The following is a 25,782-nucleotide window of genomic DNA, read 5'->3' on the forward strand; positions in this document are numbered from 1 at the left end:
TCGCCGTGCGGGGGAGCGGGTCGCCGCGACTCGCGGGTCAGCGCTTTTGCCTCCGCCCGGAGGATCGGGTATTCTGGACCCTTGGTGCGTCACGTGTCGCAGGCCTATGGCGACGCAGAGCCTCGCTTCCGCACCAGGACTTCCCAGTCTCATCAGAGCCCGGAGCCCAGCGCTCCACAGAAGAAACAAGGTGTGAAGTGGTTTACGCAGTTGTGCGCGCCGGTGGCCGTCAGGAAAAGGTCGAGGTCGGCACGGTCGTCGTTCTCGACCGTCAGGCGGCGAAGGTCGGCGACAAGATCGAGCTGCCCGCCGTCCTGTTCGTCGACGGTGACGCCGTGACGACCGACGCCGACAAGCTCGCGAAGGTCAAGGTCACCGCCGAGGTCCTCGGCGAGGAGCGCGGCCCGAAGATCATCATCCAGAAGTTCAAGAACAAGACCGGTTACAAGAAGCGCCAGGGCCACCGTCAGGACCTCACGCGCGTCAAGATCACCGGCATCAAGTAAGCCAGGAGGCACGAGAGATGGCACACAAAAAGGGCGCAAGCTCCACCCGTAACGGTCGTGACTCCAACGCACAGCGCCTCGGCGTGAAGCGCTTCGGTGGTCAGAAGGTCCTCGCCGGCGAGATCATCGTCCGCCAGCGCGGCACGCACTTCCACCCCGGCGCGAACGTCGGCCGCGGTGGCGACGACACGCTGTTCGCCCTCGAGGCCGGCGCAGTCGAGTTCGGCACGAAGGGCGGCCGCAAGGTCGTCAACATCGTCTCGGTCGCCGAGTAAGACACAGAGTTCCAACGTGAGGGGCGGGCTACGGCTCGCCCCTCACGTGTTCCCACCCAACATCGCACTGCCAGGAGACCCCGAATGGTGACCTTCGTCGACCGCGTGACACTGCACTTGAGTGCGGGCAAGGGCGGCAACGGGTGCGTCTCCGTCCGGCGCGAGAAGTTCAAGCCGCTCGCCGGTCCAGACGGTGGCAACGGCGGGCACGGCGGCGACGTCGTCCTGGTCGCCGACCCCCAGGTGACGACCCTCCTGTCGTACCACCACTCGCCGCACCGCTCCGCGGGCAACGGCGGGTTCGGCATGGGCGACAACCGCTCCGGTGCCGCCGGCGAGCACCTCGAGCTCCCGGTCCCCGTCGGCACCGTCGTCAAGGACGAGACGGGCGAAATCCTCGTCGACATGGTGACGCCCGGCATCCGCTTCGTCGTCGCCCCCGGCGGCCAGGGTGGTCTCGGAAACGCGGCGCTCGCGAACCCGAAGCGCAAGGCGCCCGGCTTCGCACTGCTCGGTACGCCCGGGTGGCAGGGCGATGTCCAGCTCGAGCTGAAGACCGTCGCCGATGTGGCGCTCGTCGGGTTCCCGTCTGCCGGCAAGTCGAGCCTCATCGCCGCCATCTCCGCTGCACGCCCGAAGATCGCCGACTACCCGTTCACGACGCTGCACCCGAACCTGGGTGTCGTGCAGGCAGGAGACGCGCGCTTCACCGTCGCCGATGTTCCCGGCCTCATCGAGGGTGCGAGCGACGGCAAGGGGCTCGGGCTCGAGTTCCTCCGCCACGTCGAGCGTTGCACGGCGCTCGTGCACGTGCTGGACTGTGCGACGCTCGAGCCGGGTCGCGACCCGATCAGCGACCTCGACGTGATCCTCGCCGAGCTCGCCGCGTACCCCGTCCCCGAGGGTCAGGTGCCGCTCCTGGAGCGCCCCCAGCTCATCGCGCTCAACAAGCTCGACGTGCCCGAGGCGAAAGACCTCGCCGATCTCGTCCGTCCCGAGCTCGAGGCGCGCGGCTACCGCGTCTTCGAGATCTCGACGGTGAGCCACGATGGTCTGCGTCAGCTGACGTTCGCGCTCGGCGAGCTCGTCGAGCAGCACCGCATCGAAGCCGCCACCGCGCCCGCGCCCGAGCGGATCGTCATCCGCCCGCAGGGCGCCGAGAAAGACTTCGAGATCCGCGTCGAAGGCGGCACGTACGGCACCTACTACCGGATTCTCGGCACGAAGCCGCTCCGCTGGGTGCAGCAGACCGACTTCCAGAACGAAGAGGCCGTTGGCTTCCTCGCCGACCGGCTCGAGAAGCTGGGCGTGGAGGACGAGCTGTTCCGCGTCGGTGCGCAGGCGGGTTCGACCGTCGTCATCGGCCCCGGCGACGGCATCATCTTCGACTGGCACCCGTCGCTCAGCTCTGCCGCCGAACTCATGACGGCGCCGCGAGGCACCGACCCGCGTCTCGACCTGAACCCGCGTCGCACGACGTCGCAGCGCCGTGACCGCTATCACGAGCGGATGGATGCCAAGGCCGAAGCGCGCGCAGAGCTCGAGTCCGAGCGCCTCGCCGCCCGCGGTGACGGCTGGGAGGACGAGGACGAGTCGTGAGCCTGCAGGAACGGGCCGGCATCGCCGGCGCACGTCGTGTCGTCGTCAAGGTCGGCTCCTCGTCGATCAGCGGCGAGAACGCAGAGAAGATCCAGCCGATCGTCGAAGCCCTCGCCGAGGCGCATGCCCGCGGCACCGAGGTCGTCCTGGTCTCGTCCGGTGCGATCGCGACCGGCATGCCGTTCCTGCTCCTCGACTCGCGTCCCAGCGACCTCGCGACGCAGCAGGCGGCGGCGGCCGTCGGGCAGAACGTCCTGATCTACCGCTACCAGGCGGCGCTCCGGCCGTTCGAGATCGTCGCCGGGCAGGTGCTCCTCACCGCCGGTGACCTCGAGAACGCGACGCACCGTTCGAACGCGCGGCGCGCGATGGAACGGCTGCTGGGCCTGCGCATCCTGCCGATCGTCAACGAGAACGACACGGTCGCGACGCACGAGATCCGCTTCGGTGACAACGACCGGCTTGCCGCGCTCGTCGCACAGCTCATCGGTGCCGACGCTCTCGTCCTCCTCAGTGACATCGAGAGCCTGTACACCCGGCCGCCGGCGGAGCCTGGTGCCCGCCCGATCCACTCGGTCGAGTACGGTGACGACCTCGCCGGCTACGAGTTCGGCTCCGTCGTGGTGAACAGCGTCGGCACCGGCGGTGCGGCGACGAAGGTCTCGGCGGCGAAGCTCGCCTCGGCCGCGGGCGTCGCGGTGCTCGTCACGAGTGCCGACCTCGTCTTCGAGGCGCTGCGCGGCGAGGACGTCGGGACGTGGTTCGCGCCCAACCCCGAGCCGGCGGCGCCGGTCGGCACAGCGCCCGTTCGCGTCGACGCTCGCTGACCCCGGACCCGCGGCATCCGCCCCGCTCTAGACTGGCGGGATGACCACCACCCTCGTCAGCGCGCAGGAGCGGATGCAGCTCGCCCGCACCGCATCGCGATCCGTCGGATTGCTGTCGGATGCCGCCAAGGCCGACCTGCTGCGCTCGATCGCCGACGCCATCGAGGCGAACGTCAGCGAGATCGTCGCTGCGAACGCCGACGACCTCGCACGCGGTGCCGCCGACGGGCTCTCGACGGGGCTCCTGGACCGTCTCCGCCTCGACGACGCGCGCGTCCGTGCACTGGCGGCCGCTGTGCGTGACGTGGCGCTGCTGCCCGACCCGGTCGGTCGGGTCATCGACGACCGCACGCTCGAGAACGGCCTCAACCTGCAGAAGGTGTCGGTGCCGTTCGGTGTGGTGGGCGCGATCTACGAGGCCCGACCCAACGTGACCGTCGACATCGCGGCGCTCGCGCTGCGGTCCGGCAACGCGGTCGTCCTCCGCGGCGGCTCGGCCGCGGCATCCTCCAACGCCGAGCTCATTCGCGTGATGCGCGGAGCGCTCGCGGCGTCGGGCGTCGATCCCGAGGCGATTCAGTCCGTCGACGACTTCGGTCGTGAGGGCGCACGTGCACTCATGCGCGCACGGGGGCTCGTCGACGTCCTCGTGCCGCGGGGGAGCGCCCAGCTCATCGAGACGGTCGTCACCGAGTCGTCCGTGCCCGTCATCGAGACCGGTGCCGGCGTCGTCCACATCGTGCTGGACTCGACGGCGCGACTCGATTGGGCCACCGACATCGTCGTGAACGCGAAGGTGCAGCGCCCGAGCGTGTGCAACGCGGTCGAGACGCTGCTCGTCATGCGCGATGCTGCCGATCGCCTGGTGCCGCCCGTGGTGGCCGCGCTGCAGGCGCAGGGGGTCACCGTTCACGGCGACGAGGCGGCGCAGTCGCTTGCCTCCGACGTGGTGCCCGCGACCGAGGCGGACTGGGCGACCGAACATATGAGCCTGGACGTGTCGGTGCGCATCGTGGACGATCTCGATGCCGCGCTCGAGCACATCCGCACATATTCGACCCAGCACACCGAGTCGATCATCACCGACAACGACACCCACGCGGAGCGGTTCCTGGCGGAGGTCGACTCGGCCGTCGTCATGGTGAACGCGTCGACGCGGTTCACCGACGGCGGCGAGTTCGGATTCGGCGCTGAGGTGGGCATCTCGACCCAGAAGCTGCACGCGCGCGGCCCGATGGGGCTGCCGGAGCTGACGACCACCAAGTGGCTCGCCCGCGGTGGCGGGCAGATCCGCCGCTGACCGCCTAAACTGTTCCTGCACCCGATCCTCGAACGGAGCCCGAATGACTTTCGCGACGACCATTGCCTTCGCCGCAGCCGAAACCGAGCACCAGGGCAACGTGATGGCCGAGACCTTCGGATACGGCGTCGTCGCGTTCGTGATCTTCCTCGCGCTCGGCTTCGTGACCCTCTCGTACCGGAACGTCGCGAACCGCCACGCGCACAAGGCTGAGGCGTACGCCAAGAAGCACCCGGCACCGCAGGCGGGCCACGGCCACCACTGAGGCCATCCGTGATGGCATCCACGCGGGCCCCACGCATCGGGGTGATGGGCGGCACGTTCGACCCGATCCACCACGGTCACCTGGTCGCGGCCAGCGAGGTGGCGCAGTCGTTCGATCTCGATGAGGTCGTCTTCGTCCCGACGGGGGAGCCACGGCACAAGTCAGGCGTCTCGTCGGCGGAGCACAGGTACCTGATGACCGTCATCGCGACGGCATCCAATCCGATGTTCACGGTCAGCCGCGTCGACATCGACCGACGTGGGGCGACGTACACGATCGACACGCTCCGCGATCTGAAGGCGGAGCGGCCCGACGCCGATCTGTTCTTCATCACGGGAGCCGACGCCATCGCGCAGATCCTCGGGTGGCGTGACGTCGTCGAGTTGTGGGATCTCGCGCATTTCGTCGCGGTCTCGCGTCCGGGGCACACGCTGAGCGTCGACGGGCTGCCGAGCGAGGACGTCAGTGAGCTGCAGGTTCCCGCGCTGTCGATCTCGTCGACGGACTGTCGTGAACGGGTGAGTCGGGGAAACCCGGTGTGGTACCTCGTCCCTGACGGCGTCGTCCAATACATTGCGAAGCACCACCTGTATCGGAGCAAGGCATGAGCACACCAGACCAGCCGGGCCCTCCGCTGACCCGGCGGCAGCTGCGTGAGCTGCGGAACACGGCATCGAACCCCGTCATCACGCCCGAGGAGGCCGAGGAGGCGCAGCAGGCGGCCTCGCTGATCGATGAGGTACCCCCGGTCGCCCCGGTCCAGACGCCGCCGCGTGCGGCCGAGCCCGTCGAGCTCCCCGAGGCGCCCTCCGCCGATGTCGATCTCGAGGCTGCTCCGGTCACCCGCCGTCAGGCGCGCCAGCAGGCGAAGCTGCGCACGGAGTCCATCGATGTCGTCGCCGACCAGCCCGACGCGGATGCCGCTGCCGATGATGCGCCCGCCGAGCCCGAGGTGGTCGAGGAGGCTGCCGAGCCCGAGGTGACGGAACCCGAGGTCGACGAGCCGGCAGTCGTCGCGCCCGACGATGACTCGAATGTCGTCGACGTCGAGCCCGATGTCGACCCGGTCGACGCAGCCGAATCCGATGGGATCGAGACGCACGACGAAGGGCTTGCGGACGAGGAACCTGAGGCGGGGGAGCCCGAGGCTGACGAGGCCGAGGAGCCCGACGAAGCGTCGGAACCCGTTGAGGCCGAGTCGGACGCAGATGCCGAGGCTTCTGAGGAGGAGCCGGCCGCGGTCGAGAAGGCGCCGGTCGTCGCTCCCGCGCTCGGAGCGAACCTCCTCGCCGGTGATGGCATCGAGGCCGATCTTCCCCCGTCGTTCGACCATCTCCTGGTGCGCGGCGGTGGCGGTTCGACGTCCGCGCCGAACGCGCTGATCCTGTCGCAGACCCCCGAGACCGGCTCGCTGTCGGTCCCGATCATGGGCACCGGCGAGCTGCTGATCACGGGCAGCTACTCGCTGCCCGACTCCTACGGTTCGACCGGCAGCACGCCCGGTTCCCAGGATGGCAAGGACGTCGATGCCACGCTCATCGACGGCGAGTTGCCGCCTGCATCGTCCCCCACCCCGATCGCCGCCAGCTCGGCGATCAGCACGATCAAGAGCGCGGAGGACATCATCCGCCCGCCGGCGCCCGACAAGGGCGGCCGGCTGACGATGACGCTGGCTGTCATGGCCGGCGCCCTCGCCCTCGCGCTCGCGACGGTCCTCATCCTGGCCGTCGTGAATGGAGTCTTCTGATGGTAGCCACCACCCGCACGCACGAGCTCGTCCAGATCGCCGCGGCCGCCGCTGATGCGAAGGGCGGCGAGGACTTCGTCGCGTTCGACGTCTCGGAGCCGCTGCCGCTGGTCGATGCGTTCCTCCTCGTGACCGGCTCGAGCGAACGCGGCGTCGCCGCGATCGCCGATGCGGTCGAGGAGGCGATGCTCGAGGCCGGCCAGAAGCGGCTGCGCCGCGAGGGTCGCCAGGAATCTCGTTGGATCCTGCTCGACTTCGGCGACCTCGTCGTCCACGTCTTCCACGAGGAGGAGCGCGTGTTCTACGGGCTCGAGCGGCTCTGGAAGGACTGTCCCGTCATTCCCGTGCAGACACCGGAGCCCGCTCCGCAGGGCTGAGGCGTGCTCGCCCCGTGTTCAGAGCACGGGTGAGCGTGTAGTAAGCTAGACGAGTTGCCGCGAGCGGTAACCAAGGGCCTGTGGCGCAGCTGGTAGCGCACCTGCATGGCATGCAGGGGGTCAGGGGTTCGAGTCCCCTCAGGTCCACCAAAACCCCCGGTTCCCCGGGGGTTTTCGTGGTTTCGACTACTCTTCGGTTCAAGTCGGATCGATGGCGGTCTCGTCTTCGGGCGTCCGATTGTCATCCACTGTGGTTCGGGCGGCGTACGGCGTGTTGCCCGGCGGAGGAGTGAACACTTCCTCCGCGTCGTCAGGACCGGCCGGGTCCCCTTCGGGTGCCGGTGGCAGGTGCTCGCCCTCGCCGGCCGCGAAGCGCTCCAGGTTCTCGGGCGATGTGGGTGCGTCGGTCATGAGTCATCCTTTCGTCCCCCTCATCCTGCGCTCGCGGAGCGGCGGGCGCGAGAGGGTTGACCCGGCTCCGGCCTGGGTGAACCTCCGATCATCGGTGAGTTGATCAGGTGTACCACTCAAAGGGACGCTAACCTCACGACCGTGAACACCCCGCAGAGAATCACCGTCGGCGTGTGCGCTGCTGTCGTCGTCGGCCTCATGGGCATGGCCCTTTCTCCGCTCGTGATGGTGCCCACGGCTGACACCAACGCGACCCCGGCCGCATCCGCCGAGCCCTCACCGTCGACCCCGGCGCAGGACGCCGGGCCCGCCGACACCGAGGACGCGGTGACGCCGCGCCCGACCGGCCCCGTTCCGACCGGGCTCGACGACGCGCCGATCGACTACGTCGTCGTCGAGGGCGACACCGCCTGGGGGATCAGCCAGAAGTTCAACATCCCGATCGAGCGCATTCCGAACGGCTTGCTCCGTCCCGGAGACGTCCTCGACCTCACCGTCGACCACTCCTACGGCTGGCCGACCTCCTAGCCACTCCGCGACCAGTCGACCGGCCGCGTCTCCTGGGCGACCACGAAGCTCAACAACATCTGGTCGTTCGGCAGCATCCCCGCGAGCACCTACCGGATCACGTTCCTGTCGGCCCGGCTGCGACGGGAGCGAGCTCCTCATCCACGTCGGCATCGACACGGTTGCGATGTAGGGCGATGGATTCGAGACGCTCGTTGCTACAGGCACCGCCGTGAAGGCGGGTGACCCGCTCGTGCGATTCGATCGCGACCGGATCATCGCTGCGGGACACCCGACGATCACGCCGGTGATCGTCCTGAACAACCCCGACGCGACGATCGAGTTCGAGTGACGGCCGCTCAGCCGATCTGCTCGAGCAGCACTCGACGGATCGGCTGGGCGCGCTCGGTGAACTGCCGTTGCGCGGCGACGTACGCGGCCTTGCCCGTCGGCGTCTCGACCGCGACCGGCTCGTAGCCCCAGTCACGGAGGTCGTACGGCGACGCGCGCATGTCGAGCTCCCGGATGTCGCGCGCGAGCTCGAACGCGTCGAGCAGCACCTCGCCCGGGACGAGCGGGCCAAGCTTCACCGCCCACTTGTAGAGGTCCATGCCGGCGTGCAGGCACCCGGGCTGTTCGTGCTCGGCCTGCGTGTCCCGCGCCGGCGCGAAGCGGTTCCGTGGCGTGGCATCGGGCGTGAAGAAGCGGAAGGCGTCGATGTGCGTGCAGCGAAGGTCGTGCGACTCGACGACGGCGTCCGTGCCATCGTTGCCGAGTCGCAGCGGCACCGGATGCCGCGTCTCACGGTCGCGGTAGACCATCGCCCACTCGTGCATGCCGAAACAGCCATACGATCCGGTGCGAGCGAGCGTGCTCGACAGGATGCCGCGGATCGCGCGGACGAGCGGCGCCTTCTCGGCCAGGAACCCCTCGGCGTCGGCAATCACGTCGTGGCCGTCGACGCGGTACCAGCGCCACGCCGCGTGCGGGGCGGACACGGCGTCCGCCAGCGTCACGTCACGGCCCGGATGCCACTTCCGCAACAGCCCCGGCTTGTACGAGTAATAGGTGTAAAGGAAGTCGTCCACGGGATGCGTCTGCCCGCGCTGCACCCGTGCGCGCCGGCCGGCCGTGAGCGCGTCAGCGCGTTCCTCGTGCGCTGCCGCTCGCGCCGACCATTCGGCGCGCGTGAGGCGGGTACGGGTCGCGGACGTCACCACCCGAGGATAGGCCGTTCGGCTGGGCGTCAGACCGGGCGGATGAGGTCGGGAGCGTCGTTGCGGACGTTCCCCACTTCGCGACCCACCTCGTGGTCGGTCAGCCTTTCGACCACGGCGGGTGCCGCGTCGACCGCGGCGTCCAGCAGATCGCCGACGTTGTCGACCTCGGTGTCGAGCCACGCGTCGGCGAAATCGGCGTCGACGAACAGCGGCATCCGATCATGGATGGAACCGAGGGGATCGACCGCGTCGCGCGTGAGGATCGTGAACGACAGCAGCCACTTCGTCGGGTCGTCCTCGGCCTTCTGCGGGTCTTTCCACCACTCGTAGAGGCCGGCGAAGAGCATCGGCGATCCGTCGGCGGGGGAGATGAAATACGGCACCTTGCCGTCGTCGGTCGTCGCCCACTCGTAGTACCCGGTGGCGGGCACGATCGCGCGGCGCTTGATCAACGCCTGCCGGAACATCGGCTTGTCCTCGAGCTCCTCGGAACGAGCGTTGAACGCCTTGACGCCGATCTTGGGATCTTTCGCCCAGCCAGGAACGAGCCCCCATCTGGCGGACTCGAGACGCCGCGTCGGCGGGTCGGTCTTCGCCGAGTCGAGCACGATCCCGACCTGAGCGGTCGGCGCGACGTTGTAGGACGGCTGGGGCAGATCGTCGCTCTCGATGTCGACGCGGAGGACGCCGACCAGCTCGGATGCCACGTTCGCGACGACAAATCTTCCGCACATGGCCGTCAGCCTAGGCGGGGTCTGCGACGTCGCTGATGACGCGGACGTCGGTGAGTCGCTCGAGGAGTTCCGACCCGTCGTCGCCGGTCACCCAGGGCACACCGGCGGCGGTGTGGTCGTCGACCGCGGTCCGGCCACCGGCGAGGACGGCCTCCGCGGGGGACAGGCGACGGATCGCGACCGCCGCGACCTGATCGGGGTGCTCGATCGTGAACTCGGTGTAGATCTCGTCGTCGTGCTGCCCGTCGTCGCCGACGAGGAGCCAGTCGATGTCGGGGAACTCGCGCGCCAGGCGGCGGAGGTTCTTCTGCTTGTGCGCCTTGCCGCTGCGGAACCAGCGGTCGTGCGTGGGACCCCAGTCGGTGAGCAGCAGGGCACCCGAGGGGAAGAGGTGGCGGCGCTGGAAGCGGACGAGTGTCGGCGCAACGTTCCACGCGCCCGTCGAGAGGTAGAGGATCGGCGCGCCGGGGTTGTCGCGCATCAGTCGCTCGAGCAGGACCGCCATCCCGGGCACCGGCTGTCGCGCGTGCTCGTTCAGCACGAACGAGTTCCACGCGGCCAGCAACGGGCGGGGGAGCGCAGTCACCATGACGGTGTCGTCGATGTCGGAGACGACGCCGAACCGCACGTCGGCGGCGACGATGAACACGCGGGCTTCGACGGGCTCAGAGCCTTCGACGCGCATCGTCACCGTTTGCCACCCGGGCGGGAGGGTCGCGGGAAGCACGATGTCGACGACACCGCCGCGATCGGCAGGGACCTCGTGGTCGACGCCGTCGATGGTGACGCGGACCGTCGCATGCGCGATGGGGACCGCTGCGAAGCTGCGCCACCCGCGGACGCCGGCGTACTCGCCGCGCTCTCGGCGCTTGACCTTCGGTGGGATCAGCACCCGACCGAGCACCCTAACCCATTCGGTGCTCCCGTAACCGGGGAACGCGGCGACCGTCGGGCGGCGGCCGCGAGCGCGCGCTCGACCTTCACGCCACGCGTGGAAGCGGTATTCGAGCCGGGCGAACCACAGGATCTTCGTCTCGGGTGTAGTCGGAGAAGCCATCGCTTCAGTCTTTCACGTCGCCGCCCGGTGCCTCGGGGAGGTTGACAACGTCGGTGCGCAGGTGCCGAGCTTCGCGCGCCGCGATGACGCGCTTCACGACGTAGGCGAGCACCAGGAACGCGGCGATGACGGCGACGAAGAGGTACGCAGCGAAGTGGAGGCTGTCGGCGAGCTCGCGGTACCCGCTGGCCGCGGCGGCCGAGACCGAGACATAGGCGATCGACCAGATCGTGCACGCCGGCAACGTCCACGCGAGGAATCGGCGGTAGGCGTAGCCGCTCATCCCCACGGTGAGCGGGACGAGGGAATGCAGGACGGGGAGGAACCGCGAGAGGAAGATCGCTACACCGCCCCGGCGCCGCAGATACAGTTCCGCGCGGATCCAGTTCTTCTCGCCGATGAGCCTGCCGAACCTCGAGAACCGGATGCGCGGGCCGAGCCACCGCCCGAGTGCGAAGCCGATGCTTTCGCCGATGAGTGCGCCGACCAGCACGGCTGCCACGAGGATCGCACCCTCGCCGACACTGCCGACGGCGGTGCCGGCGACGATGACGATGGTGTCGCCGGGCACGATGAGCCCGATGAGCACGCTCGTCTCTAGCATGATCGCGACGCCTGCGACGATCGTCCGCACCACGGGATCGACATCCTGCACGGTGTCGAGCAGCCAGGTGAGGAACTCGTTCACGCTCCCAGGCTATCGAGCGGGCTCGAGCGGACCTGGGGGATGACCGGACGATTCCGATGGATGGCCCGATAATGGGCGGATGCCCCGACTCACCGCGCACGAGCGATCGGGATGGGTCGACCCGGCGTCAGTCTTCGCCGCCGGGTTCGCTGGAGCCGAGCACGCGTTCTGGCTCGACGCGGGACCTGATGCCGCAGACGGGTGGAGCTGGATCGGCAGCGGCGCCCCCGCAGACGCGCCGATCGACGTCGTCTGCGACGGCTCCGGGGAGCCGGAGGGCTTCGGCCCGTTCACCGGTGGGTGGGTCGGCTGGGCGGGCTACGACGACGCGGCGCAGCGCGCCGGGGCACCGGCATCCGCTGATCCGGTGCCCGACCGCTGGCTGCGCGTCGACCGCTTCATCGCCTTCGACCACGCTGCGCGCCGCGTCTTCGTCGTCGCGCCGGCCGACGTGCTCGACGCGTACGCGGCGACGGTCGAAGACTGGGTGGCGCTGGCGCAGGTTCCGCTGCCGTCGGCACCTGCCCCCGTCGAGATCATCGGGCGGCACGCCGCAGATGCCTATGCCGATCTCATCGCGCGCTGCCGTGAGGAGATCCGGGAGGGCAGGGCGTACCAGCTTTGTCTCACGACGCGGTTCGAGACCGCGGCATCCGTCGATCCCTTCGAGACGTACCTTCGTGTGCGCTCGGCGACCCCGTCGCACCACGGCGGGATGATCCGTTCAGGGAACGAGGCGCTCCTCAGCGCGACGCCGGAGCGATTCCTCGAGGTGTCGGGAGGTGTCGTGCGGACCCGTCCGATCAAGGGCACGCGCCCTCGCGGATGCGATGCCGAGACGGATGCCGCCCTGTCGGCCGAGCTCCGCGCGAGCGAGAAGGAGCAGGCCGAGAACGTCATGATCGTCGACCTCATGCGCAACGATCTGCAGCGGGTCTGCGAACCCGGGACGGTCGCGGCCGAGCGACTGCTCGAAGTCGAAAGCTACCCTGCGGTGCACCAGCTCGTCAGCACGGTCGCAGGACGCTTGATCGCCGGGACGACGGTCGGCGACCTGTGGGATGCCGCCTTCCCTGCAGGCAGCATGACCGGTGCGCCGAAGCTGTCGGCGATGCAGATCCTCCACCGGCTCGAGGCCGCGCCGCGCGGCGTGTTCGCCGGCTGCTTCGGCTGGGTCGGCGACGACGGTGCCGCCGACCTCGCGATGGTGATCCGATCGATCGTGGTCCACGCCGACGGCGCGTACGTCGGCGCCGGCGGAGGCATCACCTGGGGCTCTGTCGCGGCAGACGAGGTGGCCGAGGTCGGCATCAAGGCGCGCGGACCGCTCGCGGCGATCGGGGGGACGCTGCCGCCCGGCTGGGAGTGAGGACCGTCCGCTAGGCTGGAATGACGCTTTCGCGCGCATTCCCGACCTTTTGCACGATTGGTTCTTCCGTGTCCCGCAGCACCTCCACCGACGCACCGACCACTGAGCCGGGGACCTTCGACACCTCGGCCATCCAGGCGAAGTGGCAGGCCCGCTGGGCGGAGGCCGACCCGTTCGCGGCGGGCGGCGACGGCGACACTCGCCCCCGCAAGTACGTGCTCGGGATGTTCCCCTACCCGTCCGGCGACCTGCACATGGGGCACGCCGAGAACTACGCCTACGTCGACGCCGTCGCGCGATTCTGGCGCCACCGCGGCTACAACGTCCTCAACCCGATCGGCTGGGACTCGTTCGGCCTGCCCGCCGAGAACGCGGCGATCAAGGGCGGTGCCGGCTCGGACCCGCGCGAGTGGACGTACAACAACATCGACCAGCACAAGGTCAGCTTCCGCGAGTTCGGTTCGAGCTACGACTGGAGCCGCGTGCTCCACACCAGTGACCCCGAGTACTACCGCTGGAACCAGTGGCTGTTCCAGCGCCTGTTCGAGCGCGGGCTCGCGTACCGCAAGCAGAGCCCCGTCAATTGGTGCCCGAACGACCAGACCGTGCTCGCGAACGAGCAGGTCGTCGACGGGCACTGCGAGCGCTGCGGCGCGGAGGTCGTCAAGAAGAAGCTCACGCAGTGGTACTTCAAGATCACCGAGTATGCCGACCGGCTGCTCGACGACCTGAACCAGCTCGAGGGCTTCTGGCCGCACAAGGTGCTGCAGATGCAGCGCAACTGGATCGGCCGTTCGGTCGGTGCCGACATCGACTTCGAGATCGAGGGACGTACCGAGAAGATCAGCGTCTTCTCGACGCGCCCCGACACGCTCCATGGCGCGACGTTCATGGTCGTCGCGCCCGACTCCGACCTGGCTGCGGAGCTCGCCGCCGGCTCGTCTTCGGCTGTGCGCATGCGGTTCCAGGACTACCTCGACACCGTGCAGAAGTCGAGCGACATCGAGCGGCAGTCGACCGATCGTCCGAAGACGGGCGTCTTCCTCGACCGTTTCGCGATCAACCCCATCAACGGCGAGCGGCTGCCCATCTGGGCCGCCGACTACGTCCTCGCGGACTACGGCCACGGCGCCGTCATGGCGGTGCCCGCGCACGACCAGCGCGACCTCGACTTCGCCCGTGCGTTCGACCTGCCCGTCAAGGTCGTCGTCGACACGACGGCTCCGGTCACCGGCGCGATCCCGGTCATCGAGTTCGACGAGGACGGCGTGCCCATCGATCCGGGTGCAAGCGAGGACGACCTCGAGTCGCTCGACCCGGTGCGCACTGGTGTCGCGCTCACCGGCGACGGTCGTCTCATCAACTCGGGGTCGCTCAACGGCCTCTCCAAGCGCAACGCGATCGCCCGCGCGATCGACGAGCTCACCGCTGCCGGTAACGGGCGTGCTGCGAAGACGTACCGCCTGCGCGACTGGCTGATCTCGCGCCAGCGCTTCTGGGGCACGCCGATCCCGATGATCCACACCGAGGACGGTCGCATCGTGCCCGTCCCCGACGAGCAGCTTCCCGTGCGACTGCCGGATGCCACCGGGCTCGACCTCAAGCCGAAGGGCACGTCGCCGCTGGGCGGCGCGACCGAGTGGGTGAACACCGTCGACCCCGAGACCGGTGCGCCCGCGCTCCGGGATGCCGACACGATGGACACGTTCGTCGACAGCTCTTGGTACTTCCTGCGCTTCCTCGCGCCGAACGACGCGACGCAGCCGTTCCCGGTCGCCGAGGCGGCGAAGTGGGCGCCGGTGGACTCGTACATCGGTGGTGTCGAGCACGCGATCCTGCACCTGCTGTACGCGCGCTTCATCACGAAGGTCCTGTTCGACATGGACCTCATCGACTTCACCGAGCCCTTCACGAGCCTCATCAACCAGGGCATGGTGCTGCTCGACGGTTCGAAGATGTCGAAGTCGAAGGGCAACCTCGTCGAGTTCGCGTCGAGCATGGCCGACCCCGGTGCCGACGCCGTCCGCGTCGCGATCGCGTTCGCCGGCCCGGTCGAGGACGACATCAACTGGGAAGACGTCTCGACGACCGGCGCCCAGAAGTTCCTCGCCCGCGCGCTGCGCGTGGCATCCGATGTCGACAGCCCCACAGACGTCGTCTGGAAGGAAGGTGACGCCGCGCTCCGCCGCGTCACGCACCGCCTCTGGGCCGATGTCGTCGGCCTCGTCGAGCAGTCGAAGTTCAATGTCGTCGTCGCGCGCCTCATGGAGCTCGTCAACGTCACCCGCAAGACGATCGACTCCGGTGCCGGCGCGAGCGACCCCGCCGTGCGCGAGGCCGCCGAGGCCGTCGCGATGATCCTCGACCTCTTCGCGCCGCACACCGCGGAGGAGATGTGGGAGATCCTCGGCTACGAGCCGTTCGTCGGTGTCGTCGCGTGGCGTCAGGCCGACCCGACGCTCCTCGTCGAGGAGTCAGTCACCGCGGTCGTGCAGGTCAACGGCAAGGTGCGCGGCACGCTGACGGTTCCGGCGAAGATCTCGGGCGATGAGCTCGAGGCGCTCGCCCGCGCCGACGAGAAGGTCGTCCGTGCGCTCGGCGGCAAGGAGATCGTCCGCGCCGTCGTCCGCGCCCCCAAGGTCGTCAGCTTCACCACCGCCTGACCTGCTGGGGGCGCTGCGGCGTTCTCCACCGGTATGGATCATCCGAGATGATCCACGGGCAGGCGCGAGCGACCCGCTGACCCGCCCGCTCGCGCGCACCATCGACAGGTGGGAGCGCGGGCGGCGCCGACCGGGCGTCGGCTGAGTATCGGTGCGGCGGTGACATTGGTCATCGTGGCGGCCGCGGCGACGGTGTCGATCGGGATCGTCCGGTCCGGTCTCGATGCCGTCCCGATCGAGACCGTGCCGGACGCCGCGCCGTCAGTGGCGCCGGCCGCCGTCTACGTCCATGTGTCGGGCGAGGTGGCCGAGCCGGGGCTCTACCGACTCGATGACGGTGCGCGCGTCGTCGATGCCGTCTCCGCGGCGGGCGGATTCACCGACGCGGCGACTCCCGAGGGGATCAATCTCGCCCGCCTCGTCAGCGACGGTGAGCAGCTGCACGTCCCGGCCGAGGGTGAGGCGCCGCCTGTCGGGACCGACGCGCCGGGAGCGAGTGCCGACGGGACCATCAACCTGAACACGGCGGACCTCGCGGCGCTCGATACCCTCCCGCGCGTCGGGCCCGCGATCGCGCAGCGGATCCTCGACTGGCGCGACGAGCACGGCCGGTTCACGAGCGTCGACGACCTGCTCGCCGTTCCCGGCATCGGCGAGAAGATGCTCGCCGCGCTCCGTGACCTCGTGACGGTCTGAGCGCATGAGCCAGCGATCCGCCCGTCGCCGCGACCTGCGGCTGTTCCCGGTCGCGGGTGTGGCCTGGGCGTCGGCCGGGTTCGCGATCGCCGTCCCGGATGCCGCATGGGTCATCGCGGTCGCGTTGTGGGCGGCATCCGTCGTCGCGCTCGGTGGGGCGCGGTTCGCGGCCAGAAGGGGCGCCGGCACGGTCGCCGCCATCGCGGCGGTCGCGCTCGCATTCGGCGCCGCCGCCGCGACGCACGTCGCTGTGGCGCAGCCGTCCCGGGCCGAGGCCGCGGCACTCGAGATCGGCGGAGGGCGCGCAGTGACGGTCACCGCGGACGTCGTCGGCAAGGTCGAGCGGTCCGCCACGGGGGTGAGGTTCGACGCGATCCTGCGGACGGTCGCGGTCGGGCACCGCGAGCAGGCGGTCTCGGCCCCGGTGCTGATCCGTGCGCCGGAGCGCCTGCCCGGCCTCGACCTCGGCGCCCGGATCGAGGCGACGGCCACGGCGTTCCCGGCCGACGCCGGCGACCGTGCGGTGCTCGTCGTCACGGCCTCGACGGTCGTCGTGCTGGCGCCGCCGAACGGTGCCCTCGCGGTCGCCGCCGATCTGCGCACGGGCCTGGTCGGCTCCGCGAACGGCCTACCGGACCCCGGGGCTGGGCTCGTGCCCGGCCTCGCGGTGGGGGACACGTCGGCGGTCTCGGCCGACCTCGACGCCGCGATGAAGGCATCGTCGCTGTCGCACCTCACCGCGGTGTCCGGGGCGAACTGCGCGATCGTCGTCGGGATCGCGTTCGCCGCCGCCGCGTGGTGCGGTGCGCGGCGCGGCATCCGAGTCCTCGTCGGCCTCGGTGCGCTCGTCGGCTTCATCGTGCTGGTGTCCCCGGAGCCGAGCGTCGTGCGCGCCGGCACCATGGCGGCGATCGCGATGGTCGGCGTGCTGCTCGGGCGGATCGGAGCCGGCGTCTCGATCCTCAGCGCCTCGGTCTGCGTGCTCTTGCTCGTCGACCCCTGGCTCGCCGGGTCACTCGGGTTCGCGCTCTCCGCGGCGGCGACGGGATCGCTGCTGCTGTTCGCGGGGCCACTCGCCGATGGCCTCTCGCGGTGGATGCCGCCGCCGCTCGCCCTCGCCCTCTCGGTGCCCCTCGCCGCGCAACTCGCCTGCGGGCCGCTCATCGTGCTCATCGAGCCGACCGTCCCGCTCATCGGCGTGCTCGCGAACCTCCTCGCAGGGCCCGCGGCTCCGGCGGCGACCGTGATCGGGCTGCTCGCGTGCCTGGCGCAGCCGGTGCCCATCCTCTCGCACGGGCTCGCCGCGCTCGCGTGGCTGCCCGCGTCGTGGATCGCGGCGACGGCGCAGATGGCGGCCGCGGTGCCGGGTGCGACGTTGCCATGGCTCGAAGGGCTCCCAGGACTCGTCGCCCTCGCGGGCGCCGGTGCGGCGGTCGGCGTCCTCATCGGTGCTCGGCGCGGTGCCGTTCGGCGAGCAGCGGGCGCCGTGTGCCTCACGGCGGTCCTCCTCATCGCGGCTGTCGGCCCGGTCGCCGGGTGGATCGAGCGTTCCCGGATCCCACCCGACTGGTCGATCGCCGCGTGCGACGTCGGACAGGGTGACGCAGTGCTGGTCCGTGACGGCGCCGCGATCATGCTCATCGACGCGGGACCGGATGCCGCGCTGCTCGGTGACTGCCTCGACCGGTTCGGCATCGACCGGGTCGATATCGCGGTCATCACGCACTTCGACCTGGATCACCGCGGTGGGGCATCCGCGCTCCGCGGTCGGGTCGACCTCGTCCTCCACGGGCCTGTCGCAGAGGATGCGGATGCCGCGCTCCTGGCCGAGCTGGCGGCATCGGGAGCGGCGGTGCAGCCGGTCGCCGCGGGTCAGCAGGGCAGACTCGGTGACTGCGCGTGGCGAGCGCTGTGGCCGAAGCCGCGCGACCTCGTCTACCTGCCAGGGAACGACGCGAGCGTGATCCTCGATATCGCCGGATGCCGCGTCCCTGATGCGCTTTTCCTCGGCGACCTCTCCGCGCAGGCGCAACGGTCGCTCGTCGCGACGGGTGGTCTCGCACCTTCGTACGACGTCGTGAAGGTCGCGCACCACGGCAGCGCCGACCAGGACCCCTCGCTCTACGAAGCGCTCGGGGCGAGCATTGCGCTCGTCACGGTGGGGGAGAACACGTACGGGCATCCGCGGGCGGAGATCCTCGATCTCCTCGTCGCCGAAGGTGCGACGATCGCGCGCACCGACCTCTCCGGGGACATCTCGGTGTGGGCCGACGGCGACGGTCTCAAGGTGGCGCGGACCCGCGGCGACGTCGGCGCCGCTGGGTAGGCTGGGAGACATGCCGAGCCCGCGCCGTCCCGCCGCCAAGACGCCCGCGTCGGCGATCCCGCAGCTGTCGTGGCGTGCCCCGCAGCCGGCCCCCGTCGTCCTGGTCTCGGGGCCCGAGGAGATCTGCGCGGAGCGTGCCACCGCCGGCATCCGCGAGTACCTCCGCGCCGAGGACCCGAGCCTCGAAGTGAGCGACGTGCGCGCCGACGACTACGCGCCCGGCACCCTGCTCGGCGTCGCGTCGCCGTCGCTGTTCGGCGAGCCCCGACTCATCCGCGTCTCCGGCGTCGAGAAGTGTTCCGACGCATTCCTCGCCGAGGCGATCGCGTATCTCGACAACCCGCAGGACGGCGCGACGGTCGTCCTGCGCCACACCGGGTCGAGTGTCCGCGGCAAGAAGCTCCTCGACGCGATCCGCGCCGGCACGGGCGGCGGCGTCGAGATCGCCTGCCCCGCGGTCAAGCGCGACTCCGACCGGTTCGACTTCGCCGCGGGGGAGTTCCAGGCTGCGAAGCGACGTATCGCGCCGCCAGCGCTCCGTGCGCTCGTCTCGGCGTTCACCGACGACCTGACCGAGCTCGCCGCAGCCTGCCAGCAGCTCATCGCCGACGTCGAGGGCGACATCTCCGAGCAGGTCGTCACCCGGTACTACGGCGGCCGCGTCGAGACAACGGCGTTCGCCGTGGCGGACACGGCGATCGCCGGGCGCTACGGCGAAGCGCTGATCGCACTTCGGCACGCACTCGCGTCGGGCGCGGATCCCGTGCCGATGGTCGCGGCGATCGCATCGAAGCTGCGGACCATGGCACGGGTCGCCGGGAGCCGCGAGCCGTCCAGGCAGCTCGCGTCGCGCATCGGGATGAAGGACTGGCAGGTCGATCGTGCCCGCCGTGACCTCGCCGGGTGGACCGAGTCTTCGCTCGGCCTCGCGATCCAGGCCGCCGCGCGCGCGGATGCCGAGGTCAAGGGCGCCTCGCGCGACCCCGTCTTCGCCGTGGAGCGCCTCGTGACCGTCATCGCCACGCGCGCCCCCTACGGCGCCTGACGCGCCGGCACGTACCAGGAACGACGAAGGCCCGCCCCCAGTGGGGACGGGCCTTCGGTGAGCCTGGGCTCAGAGTGCAGCAACCTGCTTGGCGATCGACGACTTGCGGTTCGCAGCCTGGTTCTGGTGGATGACACCCTTGCTGACGGCCTTGTCGAGCTTCTTGGTGGCCTTGAGCAGCGCCGTTTCGGCAGCAGCCTTGTCGCCGGCGGCGATGGCCTCGCGGGTGCGACGCACCGCGGTCTTCAGCTCGCTCTTGACGGCCTTGTTGCGCTCGCGCGCCTTCTCGTTGGTCTTGTTGCGCTTGATCTGCGACTTGATGTTCGCCACGTTCGACGTATCTTTCGTTCGGAGGTGTTCGGATGATGTGCCGCGCGACGGTAGAGGGGCGTCTTGCGGCGGTCGTGTGAGGGAGGAACCCACACGGCAAGCCGACTTGAGAGTCTATCAGGTCTGCCGCGTCAGTCCGAAGCGGCCATCGTGGCGAGTGCGAGGTCGATGACCGCGTTGAACACGCGAGGTCGCATCGCCGTCACCAGATGCGAGGTGCGGGGCACGACGATGAGCTCCGCGTGGGGCACGAGTGTGGTGAACAGCCGCTCATTGACGCGCAGCTGGTCCCATTGCCCGTTCACGAACCACATCGGAATGTCGATGCGGCCGAGCGCCGCGACAAGATCAAGCACCGACAGGCTGCGCAACGCGACATCTTGCGTGTCATAGGCGTACCCGCCGGCCCCGAAGTCGGCTCGCGTCTCGGCAGGGAGCGTCCGGTCGAGCACGAGATCGGCGAAATACTGCCCGCGGTGGGGGAGTCGGTCGAACCCGCGCGCGAGCGTCCGGTAGGTCGCGAGCCCGAGGCCCCGCGGGATCGCGGTGCAGCTCGCCGCGATGAACGCGTCGACCGGCGGCGTGTGCTCGCGCCCCACGTACGCAGTCGAGATGAGCCCGCCCATGGAGTGCGCTGCGAGGAGCACCGGCCCGCGGGTCGCGGCATCCGCCACCGCATCGTCGATCGTCGCGAACGCGCCGTCGAGGGTGAAGGTCTCGGACATCCGGGTTCCGTGCCCGGGAAGGTCGACCGCCACGCCCTCGACGCCGATGTCGTCGAGGTGGGCGAGCTGCGACCGCCACATGGAAGCGGACGTCCGGATGCCGTGGACGAACACCACCTGCGCAGTCATGCCTTCAGCCTACGAAGCGGTCACGACGCGATCGCCGTCCGGACACGGAGATGGGGCGGATCCACAGATCCGCCCCATCTCCGTCCGTCAGCGACTAGAACAGCACGCGCACCGTGGCGCGGTTGCTCTCCGAACCCTCTGCGACCGTGGGGTCAGCGGGCACGAACGTCGCGGTGTACGAGTGCGCGCCGCGGGAGAGCTTGCCCAGCGTCTTCGCCGCGATGCCACGGCGGACCTCGACGGTCGCGATCACCGTGTCGCCCTCGCGGAACTCGACCACACCGTCGGGGCGGCCGCCCTCCTGCGAGACGTGCGCGATGAGCGTCGCGGGCAGGAACCGGTTGATGTGCACCGGCGGCACCGCGATGAGCAGCGTCCGGGTCTTGGCGGCCGGTTCAGCGGCCTCCTCGACCGTGACCGGCACCTGCACCACCGTGCCGCTCGGGCCCGCCGTCAGGGTGAGCGTCGCCGTGCCCGCGGGGGTGCCGGCCGGGAGTGTCACCGAGACGGATGCCGCACCCTCCGAGACCGTCGCGGTGCCGAGCTCCTGCTCGCCGAGCGTCACCGTGAGCTCCGTGTTCGCCGGGGCGCCGCGGCTGGTCAGGTTCAGGCCTGCCACGTCGAACGCGACGGTGTCGCCCGCGGCGACCGTCTCGGGGACGCCGGAGACCTGCACACCGCGCTTCGCGAACGACGGTGCGAGCGGCGACCCATCGGCGATGTAGTCGACCCACGCTTCGTAGTCGACGAGCCCGGTGTCGACGTAGTCGGCACCTTCGGTGAAGACCCGGAAGTTGTCGCCGCCGGCCGCGAGGAACGAGAACGTCCCGATGCGATAGGTGGCGGTGGGGTCGATCGGCTGGCCGTCGACGGTGACCGAGGTGATGCGGTCGCCCTCGGGGAGTGCCGGGTCGTAGGTGTACGACACGTTGTCCGACAGCCCGAGCTGCAGGTACGGGCGCTGCGGCACGTTGCCTGCCGCGTCGCGCTGCCATTGCTGCTCGAGCATCGTGGTGAACTGCTCACCGGTCAGGCTGACGAGCGCGAGCGTGTTGTTGAACGGCAGCACCGCGTTGGCCTGGCTGAACGACACCGTGCCGTCGGCGAGGCCCGCCACCGCACCCGCGCCGAACTCGGCCTGGGTGTCCCACAGGTCGGCGCGCAGGCCGCCCGGGTTGGTGACGCCGATGACGGCACCGTTCGGCAGGTCGGCCAGGCTGTCGCGCAGCATGTTCGCGACGGCGCCGCCGAGCGTGGACTCGGATGCACGGTCATCGCGCGAGCCTCCCGTGTAGACGCCGTCAACGTACGAGCCACCGGAGTACGCGGTCGTGATGTCGCCCGACACTTCGCCGACTGCAGTGTTGCCGATGGCCGCTGCGTTGGCGAGCGCCGCCTTCGTGATGCGATCCACTTCGGCGACCCGCGGGTACATCGCGATCAGATCGGCGGCCGGCGTCGTGGTCCGGGCGACGTTGCGCTCGGTGTGCGCTGACACGTCGCCGGTCGCCGGGTCGATCGTCAGGACGATCTCGCCGAGCTTCGCGCCGTACGAGCCGGTCTGCACGACGGGGCGCGTGCGATCGGTGCCCGGGATGGGCGCCGACCATGCGTACTCCTTGTGGGTGTGGCCCGTGAAGATCGCGTCGACCTCGGCGGAGGTGTCCTCGATGATCGCGGCGAAGGGACCGCCGGCGGCGACCTCTTCTTCGAGCGTCGCTCCGTCGGGCGTGCCTGCGCCGGCACCCTCGTGGTAGAGCGCCACGATGACGTCCGCCTCACCGTTCGCTTCGTCGCCGTCGGTGAGCTGCGCGCTCACGCGGTTGACGGCCTCGACGGCGTCGCCGAACTCGATGTCCTCGATCCCGGTCGGGGTGACCAGCGACGGGGTCTCCTCGGTGACGGCGCCGATGACGCCGACGGTCAGCCCGTCGGCCTCGAGGAGCGCGTACTCGTCGAGGGCGGGCGTCTCGGTGCCCTTGAGGTAGACGTTCGCGCCGAGCTGCGGTGCGTCGAACTGCTCCGACACGCGGCCGGCGAGGTCGTCGAAGCCACGGTCGAACTCGTGGTTGCCCACGGCGCTCGCTTCGAGTCCGAGTGCGTTCAGCACGTCCATCGTGGGCTGATCCTGCGAGACCGACGACGCGAAGAGCGACGCGCCGATGTTGTCACCTGCCGAGAGGAACAGGACGGGGCCGGATGCCGCGTCGCGCAGTTCCTCGACAGTGCCGCCGAACGCGACGGTGTTGCCGTCGATGCGACCGTGGAAGTCGTTGATCCCGAGCAGGGTGAGCTCGACGGGAGCGGCATCCGCGTCGAGTCCGACGATCACCGGGTCGTGGTCGCTGGAGCGGTAGGCGTCGGCCGCGTAGAACTCGGTGCCGTGCGAGCGGAACCGGCTGTACTCGAGCGCGATCGACTCACCTGAGTTGATGTTCCAGATGTCGGCGCCGGTCGCGCGGGCGAGCGCGGCGTCGTTCAGCAGGACGTGGTCGAGCGAGCCCGACAGCCCCGAGAAGCTGTACGACGACGTGTCGACGTCGAACGCCTGCTCGGCGTTGGTGTAACCGGCCTCGTACAGGACGTGGAGGGGGTCCTCCTCGCTGTAGGAGTTGAAGTCGCCGGCGAGCGCGACCGCGTCGACGTCGCCCTGGATCTCGGTGATCCAGTCGCGCAGCGCGGTGGCCTGGCGGACGCGCGACTCGTTCGAGGAACCCTGGCCGTCGCCGGTGTCGGCGTCACCCGGCCACGGACCGGCCGAGCCCTTCGACTTGAAGTGGTTCACCGCGAAGAGGAACTCGGCCCCGCCGTCGGCGGGCTCGAACACCTGCGCGATCGGCTCGCGCGCGTTGCCGAAGGCCTCGCCGTCACCGCTCTGGTCGCCCAGCGCGCGCGCGGCGCCGACGGGGGAGACGAGCGCGGGCTGGTAGATGATCGCGTTCGTGATCACGTCCTGCTCGGATGCCGGCGGGAGGTCCGCCGACGAAGCGACGTAGTCCCACGTGCCGGCGCCGGCCGAGGCGTTGAGCGCGTCGACGAGCGTCGAGGTCGCCTCGTCCGGGGTCTCGCCCAGCGCCGCCGAGTTCTCGATCTCCATGAGGCCCACGACCGAGGCATCCACCGTCGTGATCGCCTCGACGAGCTTGGCCTGCTGCCGCTCGAGGTCTTCCGCGTCCCACGCGCCGCGCTGATCGCAACCGTCGCGCACGGTCACGCCGTCGCCGAAGCGGTCGGTGTACGCCGTGCAGCTCGCGGTGTCGGTGCCGACGGTCGTGAAGTAGTTGAGGACGTTGAACGATGCGATGGTGAGGTCACCGCCGACGGCCTCGGGGGCCTCGGTGCGCGTGTTCTCGAACGTGACGCCGTCCGCGCCGGACCCGTCGGCGACGAGCGCCTCGGTCGGGTTGAGCTTCCAGGCGTTGTTGCGCCAGTCGACAATCAGCGGCTCGGTGAACGAGACGCCCGCGCCGACGATGATCGGTTCCGTCAGCGACACGTACGCGGGCGTCTTGCCGGTGTTGGCGCTCGATGTGAAGTCGGTGGTCGAGCCGTCGTCGAGCAGCACGCCGCGCGCGGCGTTGTCGGCGGCGACCGCGGCCGCCTCGTCCGATCCCGGTCGCGCGACGTCGGTGGGCTGGCGGAGCGGCGTGGTGCCGCTCGCGAGGCCGACTTCGCCGTACCGGTTGGTGCTGTAGGTGTTCGTCACGGTGAAGTCACCCTGCGGTGCGATGAGCATCGACTCGAGCGACTCGCGCGCGGCGGCCGTCTCGGGCCAGGCGACGGTGGCGGGAGTCGGCGCCTCGGCGTCGGCGATGACGGTGGCGTCACCTGCGGCCACGGTGAGCTCGGTGAGGCCGTTCCACTCCGACACCTCGCCGGTCACGGTGACGGTGTCGCCGAGCGCGACCTCGTCCACGGCGCCGGGCGCGTACACGAAGACGGCGTCGGAGGCGTCGTGGGTGGCGAGATCGATCGCGCCGCCGGTACCCGGGGTCTGGATCACGTAGCCGTTGAAGCCGCCGGTGGGGTAGTGCGCCGTCACGACGCCGGTGGTGATCACGGTGTCGCCCGCCAGCGGCGATGCGTCGCCGGTGCCCTGGATCTCGGCGATCGTGACCGTCTCGGGGTCCGGCTCCGGTTCGGGCTCCGGCTCGGGGTCGGCGCCGAGGCCGGTCGGGGTGGGCGCGCCTGTGGTGTAGTCCGCGGCATTGTCGGCCGTGTTCGTGAACTCGGCGTCGCGCGAGATGCTGGTGGCATTGGTCGTGCCGGGGGCGGGGGCACTGCCCGCGAAGGCGTTCGCGGTGCTGCCCCAGCCGACGAGGTCGACGACGTCGGGGAGTGCCGAGATGCCGGTCGTGCCGCTCAGCGCCGTCTCGGTGCGCACGAGTGCGACCTTGGCGCCCGACCCGCTCATCGCGATGGTGCCTTCGACATCGGCGTCGAAGCTCGGGAGCGCGGTGTTCGACCCGGTCGCCTGCCCGATGAGCAGCTGCTTTCCGGCAGGCAGATCGATGTCTCCCAGCGGGGTCACCTGCCACGACGAGCCTGTCGCCGACGCGTACTGGACGCTGTACCCGGCGAGGTCGATGGATGCATCGCCGGTGTTGGCGAGCTCGATGAAGTCGCGGCTGAGTGGAGCGCCGCTGTTCCCGCCGCCGCCGTAGACCTCGGAGATCACGAGGGGCGAGGCGGGGTCGACTGCCGCGGTCGCGGCGCTCGGCGTCAGCGCGAGACCGGCGGCGGCGACGGCGGTGGCCGTCAGTGCGGCGGTGGTGCGGCGGATGGATGTACGGGGGTGGGGCGCAGGGGCGGATCGATGCGTCACGGGGTCTCCAGATCACGGCTCGGGCACGCTGCGGCATCCGCGCAGGATGCACACGCATGATTGAGCATTCGGTCAGAAATCCGGCCCCACAAGTGGCAAAACGGTTAACTCTTTCTCATCCGTGTCGCTGCTGGCGTGTTGCGTCACCCGACTGGTAAGGC

At 70.1% G+C, this 25,782-nt stretch carries 23 protein-coding genes, 1 tRNA gene and 1 pseudogene; 17 read left to right on the forward strand and 8 right to left on the reverse strand.

What is annotated here, in order from left to right; genetic code table 11:
* The first annotated feature begins 197 nt into the window (after positions 1-197).
* The 10 genes from rplU (at position 198) to QNI14_RS12600 (ending at position 7,046) form a co-directional block, all read left to right on the forward strand.
* Entirely contained in the window at positions 198-506 is a 309-nt protein-coding gene (rplU, locus tag QNI14_RS12555; RefSeq protein WP_283716961.1) for a 50S ribosomal protein L21, read from the forward strand.
* 17 nt (positions 507-523) lie between these two features.
* Positions 524-781, forward strand: coding sequence for a 50S ribosomal protein L27 (gene rpmA, locus QNI14_RS12560; RefSeq protein ID WP_283716962.1), 258 nt, complete (start codon positions 524-526; stop codon positions 779-781).
* Between the two features lie 84 nt (positions 782-865).
* A complete protein-coding gene (gene obgE / locus QNI14_RS12565) occupies positions 866-2,380 on the forward strand; it encodes a GTPase ObgE (protein WP_283716963.1) in 1,515 nt (504 codons plus the stop codon).
* Entirely contained in the window at positions 2,377-3,207 is an 831-nt protein-coding gene (proB, locus tag QNI14_RS12570) for a glutamate 5-kinase (RefSeq protein WP_283716964.1), read from the forward strand. The genes obgE and proB overlap by 4 nt, the downstream gene beginning before the upstream one ends.
* A 40-nt stretch (positions 3,208-3,247) precedes the next feature.
* A complete protein-coding gene (locus QNI14_RS12575) occupies positions 3,248-4,507 on the forward strand; it encodes a glutamate-5-semialdehyde dehydrogenase (RefSeq protein ID WP_283716965.1) in 1,260 nt (419 codons plus the stop codon).
* Positions 4,508-4,550: 43 nt separating this feature from the next.
* Positions 4,551-4,772: a hypothetical protein gene (locus tag QNI14_RS12580; RefSeq protein ID WP_283716966.1), complete on the forward strand. Its 222-nt coding sequence runs from the start codon at positions 4,551-4,553 to the stop codon at positions 4,770-4,772.
* An 11-nt stretch (positions 4,773-4,783) separates the two neighbouring features.
* Positions 4,784-5,380, forward strand: coding sequence for a nicotinate-nucleotide adenylyltransferase (gene nadD, locus QNI14_RS12585; protein WP_283716967.1), 597 nt, complete (start codon positions 4,784-4,786; stop codon positions 5,378-5,380).
* Positions 5,377-6,519: a hypothetical protein gene (locus tag QNI14_RS12590; RefSeq protein WP_283716968.1), complete on the forward strand. Its 1,143-nt coding sequence runs from the start codon at positions 5,377-5,379 to the stop codon at positions 6,517-6,519. Before nadD ends, QNI14_RS12590 begins: the two co-directional genes overlap by 4 nt.
* Positions 6,519-6,896, forward strand: coding sequence for a ribosome silencing factor (rsfS, locus tag QNI14_RS12595; protein WP_283716969.1), 378 nt, complete (start codon positions 6,519-6,521; stop codon positions 6,894-6,896). Before QNI14_RS12590 ends, rsfS begins: the two co-directional genes overlap by 1 nt.
* Positions 6,897-6,970: 74 nt before the next feature.
* Positions 6,971-7,046 (forward strand) — tRNA-Ala (locus tag QNI14_RS12600).
* A gap of 48 nt (positions 7,047-7,094) precedes the next feature.
* On the opposite strand, the gene QNI14_RS12605 is transcribed toward QNI14_RS12600, so the two are convergent.
* A complete protein-coding gene (locus QNI14_RS12605) occupies positions 7,095-7,307 on the reverse strand; it encodes a hypothetical protein (protein ID WP_283716970.1) in 213 nt (70 codons plus the stop codon).
* A 141-nt stretch (positions 7,308-7,448) separates the two neighbouring features.
* Between QNI14_RS12605 and QNI14_RS12610 the strand changes: the two genes are divergently transcribed.
* Both QNI14_RS12610 and QNI14_RS12615 read left to right on the forward strand, forming a co-directional pair.
* Positions 7,449-7,835: a LysM peptidoglycan-binding domain-containing protein gene (locus QNI14_RS12610; RefSeq protein WP_283716971.1), complete on the forward strand. Its 387-nt coding sequence runs from the start codon at positions 7,449-7,451 to the stop codon at positions 7,833-7,835.
* A gap of 184 nt (positions 7,836-8,019) precedes the next feature.
* A pseudogene (locus QNI14_RS12615) lies at positions 8,020-8,166 on the forward strand (PTS glucose transporter subunit IIA); the annotation flags it as partial.
* A gap of 7 nt (positions 8,167-8,173) precedes the next feature.
* On the opposite strand, the gene QNI14_RS12620 reads toward QNI14_RS12615, so the two are convergent.
* From QNI14_RS12620 to QNI14_RS12635, 4 genes are read right to left on the reverse strand one after another with little or no spacing between them, the layout of a single operon-like run.
* Complete coding sequence (locus tag QNI14_RS12620) at positions 8,174-9,034, reverse strand: 3-methyladenine DNA glycosylase (protein ID WP_430539279.1); 861 nt, start codon at positions 9,032-9,034, stop codon at positions 8,174-8,176.
* A 26-nt stretch (positions 9,035-9,060) separates the two neighbouring features.
* Positions 9,061-9,768, reverse strand: a complete 708-nt coding sequence (locus QNI14_RS12625) for an SOS response-associated peptidase (protein ID WP_283716973.1) — start codon at positions 9,766-9,768, stop codon at positions 9,061-9,063.
* 10 nt (positions 9,769-9,778) lie between these two features.
* Complete coding sequence (locus QNI14_RS12630; protein WP_283716974.1) at positions 9,779-10,825, reverse strand: App1 family protein phosphatidate phosphatase; 1,047 nt, start codon at positions 10,823-10,825, stop codon at positions 9,779-9,781.
* Positions 10,826-10,829: 4 nt separating this feature from the next.
* Positions 10,830-11,513: a DedA family protein gene (locus QNI14_RS12635; protein WP_283716975.1), complete on the reverse strand. Its 684-nt coding sequence runs from the start codon at positions 11,511-11,513 to the stop codon at positions 10,830-10,832.
* A 79-nt stretch (positions 11,514-11,592) separates the two neighbouring features.
* On the opposite strand from QNI14_RS12635, the gene QNI14_RS12640 reads away from it, so the two are divergent.
* The 5 genes from QNI14_RS12640 (at position 11,593) to holA (ending at position 19,612) form a co-directional block, all read left to right on the forward strand.
* Positions 11,593-12,882, forward strand: a complete 1,290-nt coding sequence (locus tag QNI14_RS12640) for an anthranilate synthase component I family protein (protein ID WP_283716976.1) — start codon at positions 11,593-11,595, stop codon at positions 12,880-12,882.
* Positions 12,883-12,902: 20 nt separating this feature from the next.
* Entirely contained in the window at positions 12,903-15,545 is a 2,643-nt protein-coding gene (gene leuS / locus QNI14_RS12645; protein ID WP_430539280.1) for a leucine--tRNA ligase, read from the forward strand.
* 108 nt (positions 15,546-15,653) lie between these two features.
* Entirely contained in the window at positions 15,654-16,241 is a 588-nt protein-coding gene (locus QNI14_RS12650) for a ComEA family DNA-binding protein (RefSeq protein ID WP_283716978.1), read from the forward strand.
* A 4-nt stretch (positions 16,242-16,245) separates the two neighbouring features.
* Positions 16,246-18,567, forward strand: coding sequence for a ComEC/Rec2 family competence protein (locus QNI14_RS12655; protein WP_283716979.1), 2,322 nt, complete (start codon positions 16,246-16,248; stop codon positions 18,565-18,567).
* A gap of 10 nt (positions 18,568-18,577) precedes the next feature.
* Positions 18,578-19,612 (forward strand): DNA polymerase III subunit delta, encoded by a 1,035-nt coding sequence (gene holA / locus QNI14_RS12660; RefSeq protein WP_283716980.1) that lies wholly within the window; start codon positions 18,578-18,580, stop codon positions 19,610-19,612.
* A gap of 69 nt (positions 19,613-19,681) precedes the next feature.
* Here holA and rpsT read toward each other — a convergent pair whose 3' ends face one another.
* From rpsT to QNI14_RS12675, 3 genes are all read right to left on the reverse strand, one after another.
* Positions 19,682-19,942 (reverse strand): 30S ribosomal protein S20, encoded by a 261-nt coding sequence (rpsT, locus tag QNI14_RS12665; RefSeq protein WP_283716981.1) that lies wholly within the window; start codon positions 19,940-19,942, stop codon positions 19,682-19,684.
* Positions 19,943-20,073: 131 nt separating this feature from the next.
* The gene (locus QNI14_RS12670) at positions 20,074-20,796 is read right to left on the reverse strand and encodes an alpha/beta fold hydrolase (RefSeq protein ID WP_283716982.1); all 723 of its coding nucleotides are present in this window, start codon (positions 20,794-20,796) and stop codon (positions 20,074-20,076) included.
* 94 nt (positions 20,797-20,890) lie between these two features.
* Entirely contained in the window at positions 20,891-25,621 is a 4,731-nt protein-coding gene (locus QNI14_RS12675) for an ExeM/NucH family extracellular endonuclease (protein ID WP_283716983.1), read from the reverse strand.
* Positions 25,622-25,782 lie beyond the last annotated feature (161 nt).

It is taken from the genome of Microbacterium dauci, from assembly GCF_030065535.1.
In the GTDB taxonomy this organism is placed as follows: Bacteria; Actinomycetota; Actinomycetes; order Actinomycetales; family Microbacteriaceae; genus Microbacterium; species Microbacterium dauci.

What these genes read in the sequence shown, in the direction of transcription:
- QNI14_RS12670 (WP_283716982.1), bottom strand. Translation starts at nt 20,796, where the DNA reads ATGACTGCGCAGGTGGTGTTCGTCCACGGCATCCGGACGTCCGCTTCC.
- nadD (WP_283716967.1), top strand. Translation starts at nt 4,784, where the DNA reads ATGGCATCCACGCGGGCCCCACGCATCGGGGTGATGGGCGGCACGTTC.
- obgE (WP_283716963.1), top strand. Translation starts at nt 866, where the DNA reads ATGGTGACCTTCGTCGACCGCGTGACACTGCACTTGAGTGCGGGCAAG.
- QNI14_RS12590 (WP_283716968.1), top strand. Translation starts at nt 5,377, where the DNA reads ATGAGCACACCAGACCAGCCGGGCCCTCCGCTGACCCGGCGGCAGCTG.
- QNI14_RS12640 (WP_283716976.1), top strand. Translation starts at nt 11,593, where the DNA reads ATGCCCCGACTCACCGCGCACGAGCGATCGGGATGGGTCGACCCGGCG.
- QNI14_RS12625 (WP_283716973.1), bottom strand. Translation starts at nt 9,768, where the DNA reads ATGTGCGGAAGATTTGTCGTCGCGAACGTGGCATCCGAGCTGGTCGGC.
- QNI14_RS12630 (WP_283716974.1), bottom strand. Translation starts at nt 10,825, where the DNA reads ATGGCTTCTCCGACTACACCCGAGACGAAGATCCTGTGGTTCGCCCGG.
- rpmA (WP_283716962.1), top strand. Translation starts at nt 524, where the DNA reads ATGGCACACAAAAAGGGCGCAAGCTCCACCCGTAACGGTCGTGACTCC.
- rsfS (WP_283716969.1), top strand. Translation starts at nt 6,519, where the DNA reads ATGGTAGCCACCACCCGCACGCACGAGCTCGTCCAGATCGCCGCGGCC.
- holA (WP_283716980.1), top strand. Translation starts at nt 18,578, where the DNA reads ATGCCGAGCCCGCGCCGTCCCGCCGCCAAGACGCCCGCGTCGGCGATC.
- leuS (WP_430539280.1), top strand. Translation starts at nt 12,903, where the DNA reads ATGACGCTTTCGCGCGCATTCCCGACCTTTTGCACGATTGGTTCTTCC.
- QNI14_RS12580 (WP_283716966.1), top strand. Translation starts at nt 4,551, where the DNA reads ATGACTTTCGCGACGACCATTGCCTTCGCCGCAGCCGAAACCGAGCAC.
- QNI14_RS12605 (WP_283716970.1), bottom strand. Translation starts at nt 7,307, where the DNA reads ATGACCGACGCACCCACATCGCCCGAGAACCTGGAGCGCTTCGCGGCC.
- QNI14_RS12655 (WP_283716979.1), top strand. Translation starts at nt 16,246, where the DNA reads ATGAGCCAGCGATCCGCCCGTCGCCGCGACCTGCGGCTGTTCCCGGTC.
- QNI14_RS12575 (WP_283716965.1), top strand. Translation starts at nt 3,248, where the DNA reads ATGACCACCACCCTCGTCAGCGCGCAGGAGCGGATGCAGCTCGCCCGC.